The sequence below is a fragment of the Kribbella sp. NPDC049584 genome, assembly GCF_040675555.1.
In the GTDB taxonomy this organism is placed as follows: Bacteria; Actinomycetota; Actinomycetes; order Propionibacteriales; family Kribbellaceae; genus Kribbella.
In genome coordinates, this window is record NZ_JBFAPF010000005.1 from 61,165 (window position 1) to 76,166 (window position 15,002).

Annotated in this window: 18 protein-coding genes; 12 read left to right on the top strand and 6 right to left on the bottom strand. The window is 68.4% G+C overall.

Annotated features, from left to right (window positions below):
* Window positions 1–35 precede the first annotated feature (35 nt).
* Window positions 36–1,184 (top strand): hypothetical protein, encoded by a 1,149-nt coding sequence (locus AB0J62_RS19050; protein ID WP_363872168.1) that lies wholly within the window; start codon window positions 36–38, stop codon window positions 1,182–1,184.
* On the opposite strand, the gene AB0J62_RS19055 is transcribed toward AB0J62_RS19050, so the two are convergent.
* Window positions 1,164–2,045: a LysR family transcriptional regulator gene (locus AB0J62_RS19055; protein ID WP_363872171.1), complete on the bottom strand. Its 882-nt coding sequence runs from the start codon at window positions 2,043–2,045 to the stop codon at window positions 1,164–1,166. The genes AB0J62_RS19050 and AB0J62_RS19055 overlap by 21 nt on opposite strands.
* A gap of 76 nt (window positions 2,046–2,121) precedes the next feature.
* Here AB0J62_RS19055 and AB0J62_RS19060 point away from each other — a divergent pair, with 76 nt between their 5' ends.
* A complete protein-coding gene (locus tag AB0J62_RS19060; RefSeq protein WP_363872174.1) occupies window positions 2,122–2,853 on the top strand; it encodes a hypothetical protein in 732 nt (243 codons plus the stop codon).
* Here AB0J62_RS19060 and AB0J62_RS19065 read toward each other — a convergent pair.
* From AB0J62_RS19065 to AB0J62_RS19075, 3 genes are all read right to left on the bottom strand, one after another.
* Window positions 2,808–3,809, bottom strand: a complete 1,002-nt coding sequence (locus AB0J62_RS19065; protein ID WP_363872177.1) for a Gfo/Idh/MocA family oxidoreductase — start codon at window positions 3,807–3,809, stop codon at window positions 2,808–2,810. The two genes, AB0J62_RS19060 and AB0J62_RS19065, sit on opposite strands and share 46 nt — an antisense overlap.
* A gap of 173 nt (window positions 3,810–3,982) precedes the next feature.
* Window positions 3,983–5,119 (bottom strand): phytanoyl-CoA dioxygenase family protein, encoded by a 1,137-nt coding sequence (locus AB0J62_RS19070; protein WP_363872181.1) that lies wholly within the window; start codon window positions 5,117–5,119, stop codon window positions 3,983–3,985.
* Window positions 5,120–5,123: 4 nt separating this feature from the next.
* Window positions 5,124–6,629, bottom strand: coding sequence for an FAD-dependent oxidoreductase (locus AB0J62_RS19075; protein WP_363872184.1), 1,506 nt, complete (start codon window positions 6,627–6,629; stop codon window positions 5,124–5,126).
* Between the two features lie 71 nt (window positions 6,630–6,700).
* Between AB0J62_RS19075 and AB0J62_RS19080 the strand changes: the two genes are divergently transcribed.
* The 3 genes from AB0J62_RS19080 to AB0J62_RS19090 are packed head-to-tail and all read left to right on the top strand — an operon-like array spanning window position 6,701 to window position 9,245.
* A complete protein-coding gene (locus AB0J62_RS19080; protein WP_363872187.1) occupies window positions 6,701–7,408 on the top strand; it encodes an AraC family transcriptional regulator in 708 nt (235 codons plus the stop codon).
* Between the two features lie 17 nt (window positions 7,409–7,425).
* Window positions 7,426–8,448 carry a Gfo/Idh/MocA family oxidoreductase gene (locus AB0J62_RS19085; protein ID WP_363872190.1) on the top strand — a complete coding sequence of 341 codons (1,023 nt, stop codon included), beginning with the start codon at window positions 7,426–7,428 and terminating at the stop codon, window positions 8,446–8,448.
* Window positions 8,449–8,501: 53 nt separating this feature from the next.
* Window positions 8,502–9,245, top strand: coding sequence for a GntR family transcriptional regulator (locus tag AB0J62_RS19090; protein ID WP_363872193.1), 744 nt, complete (start codon window positions 8,502–8,504; stop codon window positions 9,243–9,245).
* Here the strand turns inward: AB0J62_RS19090 and AB0J62_RS19095 are convergent.
* Entirely contained in the window at window positions 9,242–9,376 is a 135-nt protein-coding gene (locus AB0J62_RS19095; protein WP_363872196.1) for a hypothetical protein, read from the bottom strand. The two genes, AB0J62_RS19090 and AB0J62_RS19095, sit on opposite strands and share 4 nt — an antisense overlap.
* A 173-nt stretch (window positions 9,377–9,549) precedes the next feature.
* Between AB0J62_RS19095 and AB0J62_RS19100 the strand changes: the two genes are divergently transcribed.
* The 7 genes from AB0J62_RS19100 to AB0J62_RS19130 are packed head-to-tail and all read left to right on the top strand — an operon-like array spanning window position 9,550 to window position 14,094.
* Window positions 9,550–10,827 (top strand): ATPase, T2SS/T4P/T4SS family, encoded by a 1,278-nt coding sequence (locus tag AB0J62_RS19100; RefSeq protein ID WP_363872199.1) that lies wholly within the window; start codon window positions 9,550–9,552, stop codon window positions 10,825–10,827.
* A complete protein-coding gene (locus tag AB0J62_RS19105; protein ID WP_363872202.1) occupies window positions 10,827–11,687 on the top strand; it encodes a type II secretion system F family protein in 861 nt (286 codons plus the stop codon). The genes AB0J62_RS19100 and AB0J62_RS19105 overlap by 1 nt, the downstream gene beginning before the upstream one ends.
* Window positions 11,684–12,622: a type II secretion system F family protein gene (locus AB0J62_RS19110; protein WP_363872205.1), complete on the top strand. Its 939-nt coding sequence runs from the start codon at window positions 11,684–11,686 to the stop codon at window positions 12,620–12,622. Before AB0J62_RS19105 ends, AB0J62_RS19110 begins: the two co-directional genes overlap by 4 nt.
* Before the next feature lie 14 nt (window positions 12,623–12,636).
* Window positions 12,637–12,834: a hypothetical protein gene (locus AB0J62_RS19115; RefSeq protein ID WP_134104988.1), complete on the top strand. Its 198-nt coding sequence runs from the start codon at window positions 12,637–12,639 to the stop codon at window positions 12,832–12,834.
* Window positions 12,834–13,220: a TadE/TadG family type IV pilus assembly protein gene (locus AB0J62_RS19120; RefSeq protein WP_363872208.1), complete on the top strand. Its 387-nt coding sequence runs from the start codon at window positions 12,834–12,836 to the stop codon at window positions 13,218–13,220. The genes AB0J62_RS19115 and AB0J62_RS19120 overlap by 1 nt, the downstream gene beginning before the upstream one ends.
* A complete protein-coding gene (locus AB0J62_RS19125; RefSeq protein WP_363872211.1) occupies window positions 13,217–13,666 on the top strand; it encodes a hypothetical protein in 450 nt (149 codons plus the stop codon). The genes AB0J62_RS19120 and AB0J62_RS19125 overlap by 4 nt, the downstream gene beginning before the upstream one ends.
* Window positions 13,667–13,695: 29 nt before the next feature.
* Window positions 13,696–14,094, top strand: a complete 399-nt coding sequence (locus tag AB0J62_RS19130) for a pilus assembly protein TadG-related protein (RefSeq protein ID WP_363872214.1) — start codon at window positions 13,696–13,698, stop codon at window positions 14,092–14,094.
* 68 nt (window positions 14,095–14,162) lie between these two features.
* Here the strand turns inward: AB0J62_RS19130 and AB0J62_RS19135 are convergent, their stop codons facing one another.
* Window positions 14,163–14,960: a hypothetical protein gene (locus tag AB0J62_RS19135; protein ID WP_363872217.1), complete on the bottom strand. Its 798-nt coding sequence runs from the start codon at window positions 14,958–14,960 to the stop codon at window positions 14,163–14,165.
* Window positions 14,961–15,002: the final 42 nt, after the last annotated feature.

The window sequence follows — 15,002 nt, forward strand, 5'->3', positions numbered from 1 at the left end:
TGGCCCGTGCGAGTCCGGGCGCGAGAGGATGCGTTGTGAAGCTGCTGCCCGATCGGCCGAGTATCGAGTTCCTTCGCAAAGAGGCCAAGGACCTGCTGGCCGCGTTGCGCGAGACGACACCCGACGCCTCGCTCGCTGACGCCCAGCGAGCGCTGGCCGCGGAGTACGGATTGCGTGACTGGCCGGCATTGAAGGCGGAGGTCGAACGCCGAGCGGCGGCAGCACCCGCTGCACCTGCCGGCCTCGCCGATGCGCTGGCCGAAGCCTTTGCGCTGGGTAATGTGACCGCCGAGCCCAGACCTGTTGCATTCACGTCGATGGGCCGGTGCTGGGAGCTGACCACCGACCGCGGGCGCTGGCTCGCGGTCACGGTGTTCGACTGGATCACCAACGAGCAGGCCGAGCTCGGCGCTCGCCTGCGGGATGCTGCGGTAGAAGTCGGCGTGGCGGCGCCGGTCGGCGTACGGAGTCCGCGGGGTCAGCTCGTCGAGGGCGTGCAGGGTGAGAACTGGCGCGTACACGAGTGGCTCGAGGTGGGTCCGTCGCCGGCGTTGCCGGTGTCCGCGGCGGTGGCTCGACGCGCGGGTACGGCGTACAGGAAGCTGCATGCGCTGGCGATTCCGACCGAGATGCCGATGACCCCGTATCTGGTCTGGCGACGGGACGCGACCGAGTGGAACAAGCTGCTCGAACGGGCTCGGAACGCCGGCAAGCCGTGGGCCGATCGGCTCGAGGCGATTCTGCCGCTGTGGCTTGATCTGCAGACGATCGAGGCCGAGGTCGATCCTGCTGAGCTCATTCTCTGCAACAGCAATCTGATCCCGACGCATATCCGGCTGGGGCGTGACGACGAGCTGATCGTGATGGAGTGGGACTTCACCGGCTCCATGACGCCTGCGCTGGAGTTGGGGTCGGCGCTGACGCAGTGGGTGATGCGGCCGACCGTCAACCGCAGGGCGCTCGCGGCGTTCCGGGAGGGGTACGGCGACTGGCCGGCGATGGATCTGTCCTCGTTCAGCGTGGCGATCACCGGCTGGCTGAACTGGGCGTACAACGCGATCTGCGAGGCGATCGATCCGCAAGACTCCGATCACGCGGAGTTCGCCGAGCGCGAGGCTGTCGGGGTGCTTGACCGTCCGATGACTCGTGCGGGCCTTGAGCAACTACTTGAGGTTCGCGAGTAGCAGGGCGGCTGGTTCTGACAGGTCGCCGTGGAGGAGTTCAGTTCTGTGGACCAGGCGTGGGCTCGTGAGAGGGACGGCTGTCTGAACCGGGGCTGAGCTCGGCAGGACGGCTAGGCCGTGGCCGCCGGCGATGAACGTGAGGAGGATGTGGAGGTCGGTGCCGGCGTAGGTGAAGGCGGGGCGGAAGCCGTCGGAGCCGGTGGTTGCGCGGAGTACGGGGAGCGGCGCGGCCAGGTCCGGTGCGTCGATCCAGCGGGCGTCGGCGAGGTCCTGCAAGGCCAGGCCTCGCCGGCCGGCCAGCGGATGATCGTTGGAGAGGGCAACAATCAGGTCGTCGTGGGCGACCGGCGTGGTTCGCAGGTGCAGTGCGTCCGAGAGCCGGAGTGGGTCGCTCGGCGCGGCCACGCCATCGACCAGCCCGACGGCGAAGGTGCCGGCGGCCACACCCTCCACCACCTCGTCCCGACCACAGACAGTCAGCGTCACCTCGGTCCCCGGGTGCGCCCGCCGCACGTCCCGCAACGCCGCAGCCAAGACACCGGACTGCACAGCGGCGCTGGAGGTGGCTAGTGGTGTGGTGGCGAGGGTTAGGGCGGTTGGGGGTTGGGCGAGGGTGCGGCGTACGTCGGCTCGGGCGGTGGCTAGTCGGAGGAGGATCGGGGCGGCGTGTTCGAGGAGGCGTTCGCCGGCTGGGGTTGGGGTGACTGGGCGGCGGCGGAGTAGCGGCGTACCCAGGTCGTTCTCCAGGGCGGAGATGTGTTGGGAGACGGCCGACTGCGTGTAGCCGAGGCGTTCTGCCGCGGCGGAGAACGAGGCGCACTCGGCGACCGTCACGAACGTCCGGAGCAGATGAGGATCCACGAGGATCAGTATCGCTTATGCGCAGTGCAGAGATCATCGTTGGCGCTGATACCACCAGCGCGCTCAGGATGGAGCCATGAACGCCTACTCCGGACGCATCGCCCTCGTCGGTGATCGCTCGCCGCATGTCCGCTCGCACGTCCGCGTACCCGGGCTGCTCGACCGCCTGCGTGACCGCGACAACCTCGACTTCGACGTCTACTGGATCCCGACCGAGCAGGTCGACGAGGCCCTCGAAGGCTTCGACGGGGTCTGGCTCGTCCCCGGCGGCCCGTACCGCAGCGAGGCCGGCGCGATCACCGCGATCCGGATCGCCCGCGAGAGCGGCATCCCGTTCCTCGGCACGTGTGCCGGGTTCCAGCACGCGATGCTCGAGTTCGCCCGCAACGTCTGCGGCGCGGCGGAGGTCCAGCACGGCGAGAGCAGCCCGGACGCCGACGACCTGCTGATCGTTCCGCTCGCGTGCTCGCTCGACGGTCATGAGGGAGCGATCCAGGTGACGCCAGGCACCAGAGCGGCCGCACTCCTGGGCGTCGAGCGATCGATCGAGCGCTACCACTGCTCCTACGGCCTGAACACCACCAGGCTCGACCTGCTCCGGGACCACGGCCTGGTCTTCAGCGGGTATGACGACGACGGCGATCCGCGCATCGCGGAGCTACCCGATCACCCGTTCTATCTCGCCACGCTGTTCCAGCCGGAGCTGGCCGGCGATGGCACGCGGCCGCACCCGTTCATCCAGGCGTTCGCACACGCCGCGGCTCAGAGGGCAGATGTCGGCCGCGGCGTCATCCCGGCGGCGACGTAGCAGGCATCGATGAGCTCCATCGTCGCCAGTGCGTCGTCGGCGTCGCTGAGCACCGGGGCACCGTTGCGGACGGCGCTGGTGAAGGCCTCGAGCTGATACGTCCACGACGTCCGCGTGCCGCGGTGCTCGACCCAGGTGTCCTCCTTGGTCGTCACCACCACGCGGTCGTCGCGCTGCGGTAGTACGTAGAACGGCGCGAACGCCTCACCGCGGCTGCCTACGACCTTCAGGCTGAACTCGAGCTCCTCGGCCGCCATGCTCGTCCGCACCGCACCGGTCGCGCCGTTCGGGAACTCCAGGTCGGCGTTCAACCACTCGTCCACGCCGGGCAGCCGCTTTCGTTCGCCGGCCCGCGCGCTGACAAGCTGCGGCGCACCACCGGCGTACGGCGCGAACATCCGCTGCGCGTGTAGCGCATAGCAACCGACGTCCATCACGGCGCCGCCGGCCAGCGGCAGGGACCAGCGCGGGTCGTCCTCCGGCGGGGGAGGCATCACCATGGTCGCCTCGACGTGTTGCAGTTCGCCGAGCTCACCCTTGGCCACCAGCTCCAGCAGCCGGCGCATCACCGGGTGGTACGCGTAGTGGAACGCCTCCATGAACACCAGTCCGGTCGAGTGGGCGGCGTCGCGCACCTGCATCGCCTCGGCAGCATTGCTGGCGGACGGCTTCTCGGTCAGCACATGTTTGCCCGCGGCAAGCGCCTTGAGGTTCCACGGCCCGTGCAGGCCGTTGGCCAGCGGGTTGTAGATCGCCTCGACCTCGGGATCGTCGAGCACTGCCTGGTACGACGCGTGCACCCGCTCGACCCCGTGCTCGGCGGCGAAGGCCTCGGCGCGGTCGGTATCGCGCGCGGCGACCGCGACCAGCCGGGCGCCGGTCAGCTTGGCCGGCTCGACAATGGCCCGGCCCGAGATCCGGGCGGCACCGAGGATCCCGATCCGCAACGGTTCCATGCCTTCTCCTTCGAGGGTCGGCCGCACGGGCGGCGTACGGCGGTTCGTCCACGAGGCGCGTGTTCCGCCGGTAAGGGTAGCCCGCGGATCGGACAGCGAACGCGCCATCCTGCCTGACGATCACTCCGGTCCGACAGCGGCTGCCCGTGATCCGGACGTGGTTCACCCAAGGTTCACGCGTTTCGGTCGTCGGTCTCCCGCCGGCCGGCGTGCTCGACGAGTGCCTGGTGCAACCTGTCCGGATGCCAACGCTGCGTGACCGCGGAGCGCAGTACGTCGGCCTGGGACTGTGGAGCGAGGCCCCCGATCGGCTGGTCGCGATCGAGATTGGTCGGGAACGCGTAGCCCTCGGCCGTCGCCGCGATCACGTTCTCGATCGCTGCCGGAGCTGTCTGGGCGAGCAGGGCGGGATAGACCGCTTCTATCATCCGGGCCCGGTCGATGCTCTCCATTGCCCGGCCGAACGCGGACGAGATCTGCAGGAGGTTCGCCATCCGCTTGGTGTCTGCCGAATGGTTGCTGCCGGCAGCGTGGAACAGTGCCGGGTTGAAGAACACAGCGTCGCCCTTCTCCAGCGGCAGCTGCACGTGGTTCTCGACGAAATGTGCCTGGAACTCGGGCCGTCGGTAGGCGAGGTAGCCCAGCCCATACTTCTGCGAATGCGGCAGATACAACGTCGGCCCCGACTCGACCGGCATGTCACAGTGCGCGACCGCGCCCTGCAAAGTCAGCACGGACGACAGCCGATGCACATGCTCTGGGTACTGCGCTGCCACCTCGTCCGACTGGAATCCCAGGTGGTAGTCGCGGTGCACCGTCTGCCCCTCGCCGCCGGGGTTCACCACGTTCACCTGCGAGGTGACCTGGTACGCCGGTCCGAGCCAAGCAGTCGAGACCAGCCCGAGCAGATCGTTCGCGTAGTACGCCGTGAACACCTCAGGTGCACCCACCGCGAGCTTCTCGAGCGCGTTCCAGACCCGGTCGTTCGCACCCGGCTTCGCGAAGTGATCGCCGGCCGCGACGCCGGATCGGTGCTGCTCGTCGATCATCCGGTTGAACTCGGCGGTCGTGGCATCGACCACGTCGTTGCTGAAGGCCCCTTTGAGTACGACGATGCCCGGCCCGTCGGCGAACGCCCGGACGAACTCGGTCTGTACTTCGCGCGCATCCGCGGCCCGGACCCGCGCGGCGTCGTACACCGGGACCTGCTGCTCGACGGCCGCGGCGTGCGGGTAGTCGGCCGGATCGGTCTGGTCCTTGAGCACTGTCAGCAGGTCGTCGAGCCGGACATCGGCGGGGTTCAGCCACATGGTTCTAGATTGCTTGCCAGCTGAGTACCTGTCCACGTTCGATCAGTCTGGACTGCAGCTTTTCCACATCTACAGCTTGTACGTCGGTCTGCGCTCGGAGCGACTGCACTGCTGCGACAGCGGCGGACTCCGCCAGCACGCAGAACACAGGCTCCATCCGCGTCGCGGCGTACCCGATGTGGGAGGCGGACAGGCAGACCGGGACCAGGAGGTTGCCGGTCTGTTGGGGAGTGATGGCTCGGTAGGGGACCGGGTAAGGCCGACCGGTGCCCAGGTGGCCGCCGATGAACATGTCGCCCTCGGTGGCGACGCCCAGCTGGCCGGATGCGTTGCGGCTGGCGATGCGTCGTACCGGATAGACGTCTACACCGAACAGGGCGAGGCCGATGCTGTCCGGTGGCTCGGTCTGGTTGATCACGTCGGCGTGGGTGATCGTGTACTGACCTTCGAGCCGCCTGCAGACCCGGACGTACAGCTGCGGCGGCCAGCCGTCTGTCTCCGGGAAGACGCTCCCGTCCAGTCCGTACGCCGCTGTCTCCGCACGGAACGCTGCGGGCACAGACTCGTCCGTCGACAGGAAGTGGTGGAGTCCGCGGAGGTAATCGAGGTGCTGACGCCAGATGCGCGAGCGAACGTCCCAACTGCCGTCCTGGTACTCGCGGCTCAGCCCGAGCGGAGCATTCGTGACCAGAGAACCACGCTGGTAGTTGTACTCGCCTGAATTGATCCAGCCGGGGAAGATGCCCGACAGGTCGTCGGCGTGCTCGAGGAAGCGCCGGACCAGCTCGTAGTCGGCCGGTGAGTAGTTGTCGGGCGGAGTGAGCTCCACACGCTTGGCAGGGTCTGTGGTGACGTAGAAGCGGTAGTTGTAGGCCTGCGTGTAGTCATCGGCCGCACCTATCGCCAGGCCGTGGTCCTCCTCGACCAGCGGTAGCAGTCCGCTCGTGCTGTCACCTGGGACGACGTACGGGTCGATCGGGGTCCAGTTGGTGACTGGACGGACGCCTGCGATCTCCTCGCCGAAGACGTCCTGCGACTCGCGCCCGGTTCGGTAAGGGACACCGGCGAGGGCCATCAGATCGCCCTCGTACGACGCGTCGATGAAGAACTCCGCCTGGACCTCGCGATCGGGAAGACCGTCGGCAGCTGGGACGCCCCACCGGTCCGGCGGCGACGTCTCGAGCTTGATGGAGGTGATCCGGTTGCCCGCGCGTGCGACCGACCGTACGCGGCGTTCGAAGATTACCTCGATGCCGGCGGCGGCGATCCACTCGTGAAAGGCGCGCATCACGTTGTGCGGGTGATTGCCGAAGCCGAACACTACGTCCCGCGTCAGCCCGCCCGCGGCAGCCGGGACCGGGCAGTCCTGCGCCGGCTTGATCCCGGCACCGAGCATGCCGCCGAGCCACCGACTCGGCTCGATCAGCAGCACCGACGCACCTTCCTGGTACGCCGTCATTGCCGCGACACAGCCCGCGGCGGTCCCTCCGTAAACGCAGACATCCACCATGTCATGCACTCTGCAGCAGGCGAAGCCCATGAGAAATAGCGGTTCTGAGCATGTCCATGTACTTTCTTGTCATGCTCGAGTTGGACGGCTACCTCCTCGCGCCGCCCAGGCTGCACTTCGCTCTGCCCTTCGACACCTACGACACCTGGTGCGTCCTGCTCCCGGCCACCGGCTCCTTCGACTACCAGGTCGGCGACGCCCACGGGATCGCAAAGTTCGGCGACGTCGTCGTCTGTCCACCCGGCGGCATCCTCCACCGCCGCATGCGCACGCGAACCTCCTTCTTCCACGCCCGCTTCATCACAGAGTTGGAGCCGCCAACCGGCCGCACCCGGGTCCGGGACCTCGACCGCCTCCGCGGCAACCTCACGCTGCTCGAGAACGCCACCACGACGATCGCCACCCACGTCGTCACCGACCTCGTCCTGATGCTCAGCCGCACCGGCTCCCCGAAAGACCCACTGGTCCACAGCGCGCTGACGTACCTCAACGAGCACTACGCCTCACCGGACGTGTCATTGACCGAGCTGGCAGCCGTCCTCGGCATCAGTCCGTCCCAGCTCTCTCGGCGCTTCCGGACGGTCCGCGGCACCACGCCGGTCGCCTACCTGCGTGACCTCCGCCTGCAGAAGGCACGTGAGCTGCTGGCCGAGACCGATCAGACGCTCCAGGTCATTGCCGAGCACACCGGCTACCGCAGCGCGTTCTACCTCAGCAGAGTGTTCAGTACGCAGACAGGGCAGGCGCCGTCGGAGTATCGCCGTACCAGCCGGGTCTGAACGTTCTAGGGTTAGCTATGCGCACAGATCACGGGCTGCCGGTGGTGCGGCTGGGACTGATCGGGGCCGGCCGGATCGGCACGATGCATGCCGGCAATATCGCCCGGCACGTGCCCGGCGCCGAGCTGGTCGCGGTCGCTGACACCAGGCCAGATGCGGCCCAGAAACTCGCAGCCCGATACGACGCGGCTTCCGTGACCGTCGACGAGTTGCTCAAGGACCCGGAGCTCGACGGCGTGGTGATCACCTCGCTCGCGATCGCACACTCCGAGTTGATCACCCGCGCGGCCGAGGCCGGCAAGGCGGTCTGGTGTGAGAAGCCGGCTTCGCTGACGCTGGCGGAGCTGGACCAGGCGATCGCTGCGACCGATCGCGCGGGTGTCCCGTTCCAAGTCGGCTTCAACCGGAGGTTCGCCAGGGACTTCGCCGTGGCGCGCCGAACGATCGAGGACGGCGGTATCGGGACGCCGCGGCTGATGCGCTCGATCACCCGCGACCCCGGCGGTCCCGGCGGCTTGCGGTACGCCGACCGCATCCCGCAGTGGACGATCTTCCGCGAGACGCTGATTCACGACTTCGACACGCTGCTCTGGCTCAATCCCGGTGCGCGGCCGGTCGAGGTCTACACGACAGCAGACGCGCTGGTGGAACCGGCGTACAAAGAGTCTGGCCTGCTCGACACGGCGGTCGTCGTGATCACGTTCGACAACGGTGCGATCGCGACGGCCGAGGCGAACTTCTCGTCGTACTACGGGTACGACGTGCGCGGCGAGGTGTTCGGCAGCGAAGGCATGGTCGTAGCCGGTCAGCTCGCCAGTAGCGCTCTGATGCACTACAACATGACCGGAGTGCACCAGCAGACGTTGCGTAGCGACGAGGAGATGTTCCACGACGCGTACGTGCAGGAGCTCGCTGACTTCGCGGACGTGGTGCGGACGAACGGCGTACCGCCGGTGACCGGTCGGGACGCGCGGAATGCCTTGCAAGTAGCCCTCGCGGCGATGACGTCGTACGAGGAGCACCGCCCGGTGCGGATCTGATCAAATCCGGGTGGTGGGTCGACGGAATCGGGCCCAGCATTCAAGATGTGCCCATGAGTACCGTCCAGGTGCAGGTCGACCGGAACAGCCGTACGCCGTTGCACGTTCAACTGGCGCAGCAGCTCGAAGCGGCCATCCAGGGCGGTGAACTGCCGGTCGGATCCCGGCTGAGCAACGAGGTGGACCTGGCCGAGGCGTACGGGCTCAGCCGGCCGACAGTGCGTCAGGCGATCGCCCGCCTGGTCGACCAGGGCCTGCTCGTCCGCAAACGCGGCGTCGGCACGCAGGTCGTCGGCAACTCCGGCCAGGTACGCCGGTCGCTCGAGCTCACCAGCCTGTACGACGACCTCGCCGCGGCGCACCGCAAGCCCGAAACCGAGATCCTGCGCTTCGGGATCTCGCCCGCGACCGCAGAGGTGGCCACTGCCCTGCAGTGCGAGCAGGGCGAACGCGTGCTGCGGCTCGAGCGATTGCGCCGCGCAGATGGCGAGCCGTTGGCCCTGATGCGCAACTGGCTGCCGCCGGAACTCTTGGAGACCGACCCGACCACGCTGGCCGAGCGGGGCCTCTACCAACTGCTGCGGGCCGAGGGGGTCCGGCTGAAGGTGGCGCACCAGACGATCTCTGCTATCCCAGCAACACCGGAGCATGCACGGCTGCTGTCAGAGGAGCCTGGCTCACCGCTCCTCGCGACCACCCGCATCACGTACGACGACCACGGCCAGCCGGTCGAGTACGGCTCCCACCTGTACCGCGCGAGCCGGTACTCCTTCGAACACACGCTGGTGCACCGCTAGGAGACCCGCGGTCCGGCGGCGGGCAGGACCTTTCCGCGACGGATGCCCCAGGCAACCAGCTCGGCGGTGGCCGGCTGGAGGTCCGCGGTGGCCCGCGCCGTACGCGGCTCCGGTCGGCTGGATTGCAACAAGCTGCAATTTTCTGGCCCGGTGGTGAGGCGATGGATACGGTGAGTGAGCCTTCGGCGTGTCACGGTTATCCACAGGGCCGCCTGCGCGAGTGGCGCCGGCAGCTCTGGAATTGAAAGGATGGTCGCGCATGGTGACCGCGTGGTCGCCAGACGGGACACTCACGGGGAGATCGATGACAGCGGACAGACTCGACGCGCACCGATCCGGCTGGGACGGTGCCATCGAGCTGATCGACGCCCAGGTGCGCGACGTCGTGCGCCGCGAAGGCATCGACCCGCTCCGCGATCCCGCCGCGGTGAACGCGATCGTCGCCCTCGTCGTCAAGGAGTACGACGAGCGCAGTCTGAGCGGGGTTGTCCCGCCGATCGGCGACGTGGAGGCGGTCAGCCGCGAGGTCCACGACCGGGTCGCCGGCTTCGGGCCGCTGCAGCGCTACCTGGACGACCCGACCGTCGAAGAGATCTGGATCAACGAGCCGAGCCGGGTGTTCATCGCCCGCGAGGGCCGGCACGAGCTGACCACGACCGTGCTGACCGAGGAGGAGGTCAGCGACCTGGTCGAGCGGATGCTCAAGACCACCGGCCGCCGCATCGACGTCTCACAACCCTTCACCGACGCCCGGCTGCCCGACGGGAGCCGGGTGCACATCGTCCTCGGCGGCATCACCCAGCGGTATGCGGCGATCAACATCCGCAAGTTCACCGTCCGGGCGACGCGGCTGACCGACCTGGTCCAGCTGGGTTCGTTGACGCCGCACGCAGCTGCGGTGCTCGAGGCATCTGTTGCCGTCGGCCTCAATGTGCTGGTGTCCGGCGGAACGCAGGCCGGCAAGACCACGATGCTGAACGCATTGGCCGGTTCGATCCCCGGCAGCGAGCGGGTGATCAGCTGCGAGGAGGTCTTCGAGATCAAGTTGCCGATCCCCGACTGGGTGTCGATGCAGACCCGTCAGGCCGGTCTGGAGGGCACCGGCGAGGTGCGGTTGCGCGACCTGGTCAAGGAGTCGCTGCGGATGCGGCCGTCCCGGGTGATCGTCGGCGAGGTGCGCGGCGAGGAGTGCCTCGACCTGCTCCTCGCGCTGAACAGCGGCCTGCCCGGCATGTGCACGATCCATGCGAACTCCGCCCGTGAAGCGCTCACCAAGATGTGCACGCTGCCGCTGCTGGCCGGTGAGAACATCGGCTCCCGGTTCGTGCTGCCGACCGTCGCAGGCTGCGTCGACATCGTCGTACACCTGGGGATCGCGGCGGACGGGCATCGGCGGGTGCGGGAGATCGTCGCGGTCACCGGGCGGGTCGAGGAGCAGGCGATCGAGACGGAGTCGCTGTTCGTGACGTACGACGGATACCTGCGCCGCGCCGAGGGACACCTGCCGCATCCGGAGCGCTTCCAGCAAGCCGGCTACAACGTGGCCGGACTGCTCACCGAGTTGCCGCGGGGCGTGGGCTGATGGGACTCCTGATCGGGCTGTTCTTCGGGGTCGGCCTGCTGCTGATCATCGCGGCGTTCGTTTCGCCGTCGGAGGCGGTGCCCGGCACGGACGGGCGGCTGCGTCGCAGGACTCGTGAACTGCTTGCCAGCGCAGGGATCGAGGGTCTGACGCCTGGTGCCTTCATAGGCGCTTGTGTGATCACCGGGCTGGTCGGGTTCGTGCTGATGTTCCTCGTCTCCAGGGCCCTCCCGGTCGGTGTGGTGTTCGGGCTGATGGCGGGTTGGTTGCCGATCGCCCTGGTGCGGTCGAGGGCTCGCCGGAGGCTGGCCGAGTTCCGTGAGTTGTGGCCGGATGTTGTGGACAACGTCGCGTCCGCGGTTCGTGCCGGATTGTCGTTGTCGGAGGCATTGGCCCAGGTGGGCGAGCGTGGTCCGTTGCCGCTCCGAGAACCGTTCCGGCGGTTCGGTGCGGACTATGCGTCGACGGGCCGGTTCGCCGAATCGCTCGACCGGTTGAAGGCGCGATTGGCCGACCCGGTCGGTGACCGGGTGGTCGAGGCGCTACGGATCGCGCGCGAGGTCGGAGGTGGCGATCTCGGCCGGCTGCTGCGATCGCTGTCGACCTTCCTGCGTGAGGACGCCCGGACCCGGTCCGAGCTCGAGTCGCGGCAGTCGTGGTCGGTCAACGGCGCTCGGGTCGCGGTCGCCGCGCCGTGGCTGGTGCTGGCGATGCTGTCGTTCCAAGGCGATGTGATCCAGCGGTACAACTCGCCCGTCGGTGCGCTGATCATCGCCGGCGGCGCAGTCATCTGCGTCCTCGCGTATCGGTTGATGCTGCGGATCGGTCGCCTGCCGGAGCCTGAGCGGGTGCTGCGATGAGCCCGATGCTGGTTGGCGGTTTCCTCGGTGCGTTGCTCGGCGCCGGGTTGCTCGTCGTCGTACTGCGGTTGCCGTTCTTGCGCAGACCAACGGTCGACGAGCGGATCTCGCCGTACCTGCGGGATCTCGGGGCGTCGGATGTCTTCGTCGGCGTGGTCGATTCGCGGTCGCCGTTCTACGCGATCCTGCGGTTGTTCGGGCCGTCGCTGCGGTCGGGGGCGGCACGGCTCGAGCGGATCCTCGGCGGGGCGAACACGGTCCGGCGGCGGCTGCAGCGGGCAGGGATCCAACGGACCGTGGAAGAGTTCCGGATCGAGCAATTGCTGTGGGGTGCGCTGGCTTTCGGTGCCGGTCTGGTGATCTCGATCATCGCGGCGGCGTTCGGCACCGGGGATCCGGTCGCCCTGATGGTGTTCTGCCTGGTTCTCGGTGTCCTCGGAGTGCTCGGCCGCGACACCTATCTGACCTCACAGGTGCGACGCCGCGAGCGGCGACTGCTTGCCGAGTTGCCGACTGTGGCCGAGCTGCTGGCGTTATCGGTCGCTGCCGGTGAGGGGCCGGCGGCGGCGCTCGACCGGGTGACGCGATCATGCCGGGGCGACCTGGCCGACGAGCTGGAACGGGTCCTGGCGGAGACCAGGGCGGGGGAGTCACTGGTCCGCGCGCTCGACGCGCTCGCGGACCGCACCGGATTGCTGGCGCTGTCGCGCTTCGCGGACGGGCTGGCGGTGGCGCTGGAGCGCGGCACCCCGTTGGCCGACGTACTGCGGGCGCAGGCCGCCGACATCCGGGAAGCGGGGCGCCGCGAGCTGATCGAGTCGGGCGCGCGCCGCGAAGTAGCCATGATGGTGCCGGTGATCTTCCTGGTCCTCCCGGTGACCATCGCCTTCGCCTTCTACCCGGGCGCTGTCGGAATCCGGCTGATCGCCGGATGAATCGAGGAGAGGTCATGTCCCTACACCTGACGAGACTGTTCGTGGCGTTGCTGCTGAAGCCACGCCCCGCGCGTACAGAGCGCGGTGACGTCCCCGGCTGGGTCCTGATCACCGTGATGACGGCCGGCCTGGTCGTCGTGATCTGGCGAGTGGCCGGCGACCAGCTCGCCACCATGCTCAAGGACGCCCTGTCGTCGGTCTCCAACAAGTAATGCGCAGAGCCCGTGGTGAGCGGGGCGCGGCGGTTGTCGACTTCGTCCTGGTCTCGACGCTCGTGGTGCCGTTGTTCCTCGGGATCCTGCAGGTCGGTCTGCTCCTGTACGTGCGCAACACCGTGACCGCCGCCGCGTCCGAGGGCGCGCACTACGCGGCCGTGCTCAACCGGGAGCCGGCCGACGGTGAGGCACGCACCCGCGAGCTGATCAGCGGCGTGGTGCGGGACCAGTTGATCGACTCGGTATCGGCGGAGGCGACCGATATCGACGGGCAGCCCGGCGTCGAGGTCACCGTCAACGCCCACATGCCGCCGCTCGGGTTGTGGGGACCGGGCATCTCGTTCAGCGTCCAAGGGCATGCGGTGAAGGAGACCGGCGAATGAGGCGCCGGCGGGACGAGCGCGGGAGTGCGATCGTCGAGTTCTCCTGGCTGGCGATCCTGCTGATGGTGCCGTTGGTGTACTTCATGCTCGGCGTCTTCGACGTACAGCGCGCGTCGTACGGCGCGACCGCGGCGACGCGAGCCGCCGGACGCGCGTTCGTCATCGTGCCGGACGGCGTGTCCGAGGACGAGGCGCGGTCGCGGGCGTTCGAGGCGGCGAAACTGGCGATGAAGGACCAGGGGATGGAGCTCAGCACCGACGAGCTCACGATCAGTTGTAACCCGGCCTGTCTGCAGCCCGGGTCGACGGTGACCGTCACGCTCAACACCGAAGTACGCCTGCCGCTGATCCCGGACGTGCTGGGCGGCGAGCCGCCGGCGATCCGGATCAGCGCCTCGCACACCGAGGCGTTCGGCGACTACCGCGAAGCCAAGGGCAACGGATGAGTCGGCGGAGGCGAGGTGAGGACGGGCAGATGACCGTCCTGATCATCGGGTTCACTGTGGTCATCCTGATGATGATCGTGGTGGTGACCGACATCTCGAAGGCCTTCCTGGTCCGCCGCGACCTCGATGCGACTGCCGACGGCGCCGTCCTCGCGGCCGCCAACGGCCTGGCTGCGGTCTATGCCCAGCCTGGCGCGGGCGGCAACGCGGCGATCGACCCCGACCAGGTCGCCCGCCTGACCGCCGACTACCTCAACGAAGTTGCCGCCAGCAACAGATTCGACAGCCTCGGCTGGTCCGTCGACGTCGAGGGCACGACAGTCACCGTCCACCTGACCTCCACCGCGAACCTCCCCTTCCACCCACCAGGCTTCCCCACCTCAACCGACCTGTCCTCAGAGGCCGCCGCCATCGTGCCGATCCGCTAACGGGTTGTGCCTCCGCTGACGTGTTGCAACCCGCCAGCGGCGAAACAACCCGCCAGCCAGCGGCTGGGTCAGAACAGCCCGGGGTTGTCGGTCAGCCAGGTCTGGAACGTGCGGCCGGTGTGGCCGGTGAGGAGTTCGACGCCGGGCTCTATGCGCTGGGGCGCGCCGACGCGGGACTTCCAGTAGGCCAGCAGGGTCTCGCGTTGACCCTCGTCGCGCATGCCCATCTCGGCACGCGCCTCCTCGGGCGTCAGGTCGACGGCCTCGATCGGTACGCCGGTGGTGGCGGTGATGAGGCCGATCTGGTGACGGCGGGTCATCGACTCGGGGCCGGTGAGCGGATAGCCGCGGCCGTCATGCCCGTTGCCGGGGCCGTCGAGGAGGATGCGGAGCGCCGCGTCGGCGATGTCCTGCTCGTGGATCGGCGCCTCCTCGGCGTCGAGGTACGGCAGGCGGATCTGACCGGTCGCGCGGACCTGATGCGCCCAGTACCTCGCGTTGCTCATGAACGCGCCGGGCTGCAACCGGGTCGTCGCATACGACCCGTCGGCGATCACCTGCTCGGTCTTCGCGTGCGGATCCTCCGGACCGCCGAGGGAAGAGAGCGACGAGAGTAGTACGACCTGCTTCACCCCGGCGGCCTCGGCTGCGGCCGCGAAGGCGGGTGCGGTCCTCGGGTCGGAGTACAGGAACACCTGGCTGATGTCGCGGAGCGCGGGCGCCGGGTCGGCGGGGTCGTAGCCGACGGCCGACGGGAGAGCGGAGGGCTCTCGGCTGGCGACGCGGACGTCTCGTCCGGCCGCGATCAGGCCGGCAGTGACGGCGCGGGCGATCGCGCCGCGGCCGCCGGTGACAAGAATTGTCATTGGATATGCTCCAAAGATGTAGTGACTACATGATTGGAATCA

Excerpts from the sequence above, each read along its gene's own strand:
- AB0J62_RS19060 (WP_363872174.1), top strand. The coding sequence starts at position 2,122 with ATGAACGCCTACTCCGGACGCATCGCCCTCGTCGGTGATCGCTCGCCG.
- AB0J62_RS19065 (WP_363872177.1), bottom strand. The coding sequence starts at position 3,809 with ATGGAACCGTTGCGGATCGGGATCCTCGGTGCCGCCCGGATCTCGGGC.
- AB0J62_RS19070 (WP_363872181.1), bottom strand. The coding sequence starts at position 5,119 with ATGTGGCTGAACCCCGCCGATGTCCGGCTCGACGACCTGCTGACAGTG.
- AB0J62_RS19075 (WP_363872184.1), bottom strand. The coding sequence starts at position 6,629 with ATGGTGGATGTCTGCGTTTACGGAGGGACCGCCGCGGGCTGTGTCGCG.
- AB0J62_RS19080 (WP_363872187.1), top strand. The coding sequence starts at position 6,701 with ATGCTCGAGTTGGACGGCTACCTCCTCGCGCCGCCCAGGCTGCACTTC.
- AB0J62_RS19085 (WP_363872190.1), top strand. The coding sequence starts at position 7,426 with ATGCGCACAGATCACGGGCTGCCGGTGGTGCGGCTGGGACTGATCGGG.
- AB0J62_RS19090 (WP_363872193.1), top strand. The coding sequence starts at position 8,502 with ATGAGTACCGTCCAGGTGCAGGTCGACCGGAACAGCCGTACGCCGTTG.
- AB0J62_RS19100 (WP_363872199.1), top strand. The coding sequence starts at position 9,550 with ATGACAGCGGACAGACTCGACGCGCACCGATCCGGCTGGGACGGTGCC.
- AB0J62_RS19105 (WP_363872202.1), top strand. The coding sequence starts at position 10,827 with ATGGGACTCCTGATCGGGCTGTTCTTCGGGGTCGGCCTGCTGCTGATC.
- AB0J62_RS19110 (WP_363872205.1), top strand. The coding sequence starts at position 11,684 with ATGAGCCCGATGCTGGTTGGCGGTTTCCTCGGTGCGTTGCTCGGCGCC.
- AB0J62_RS19115 (WP_134104988.1), top strand. The coding sequence starts at position 12,637 with ATGTCCCTACACCTGACGAGACTGTTCGTGGCGTTGCTGCTGAAGCCA.
- AB0J62_RS19120 (WP_363872208.1), top strand. The coding sequence starts at position 12,834 with ATGCGCAGAGCCCGTGGTGAGCGGGGCGCGGCGGTTGTCGACTTCGTC.
- AB0J62_RS19125 (WP_363872211.1), top strand. The coding sequence starts at position 13,217 with ATGAGGCGCCGGCGGGACGAGCGCGGGAGTGCGATCGTCGAGTTCTCC.
- AB0J62_RS19130 (WP_363872214.1), top strand. The coding sequence starts at position 13,696 with ATGACCGTCCTGATCATCGGGTTCACTGTGGTCATCCTGATGATGATC.
- AB0J62_RS19135 (WP_363872217.1), bottom strand. The coding sequence starts at position 14,960 with ATGACAATTCTTGTCACCGGCGGCCGCGGCGCGATCGCCCGCGCCGTC.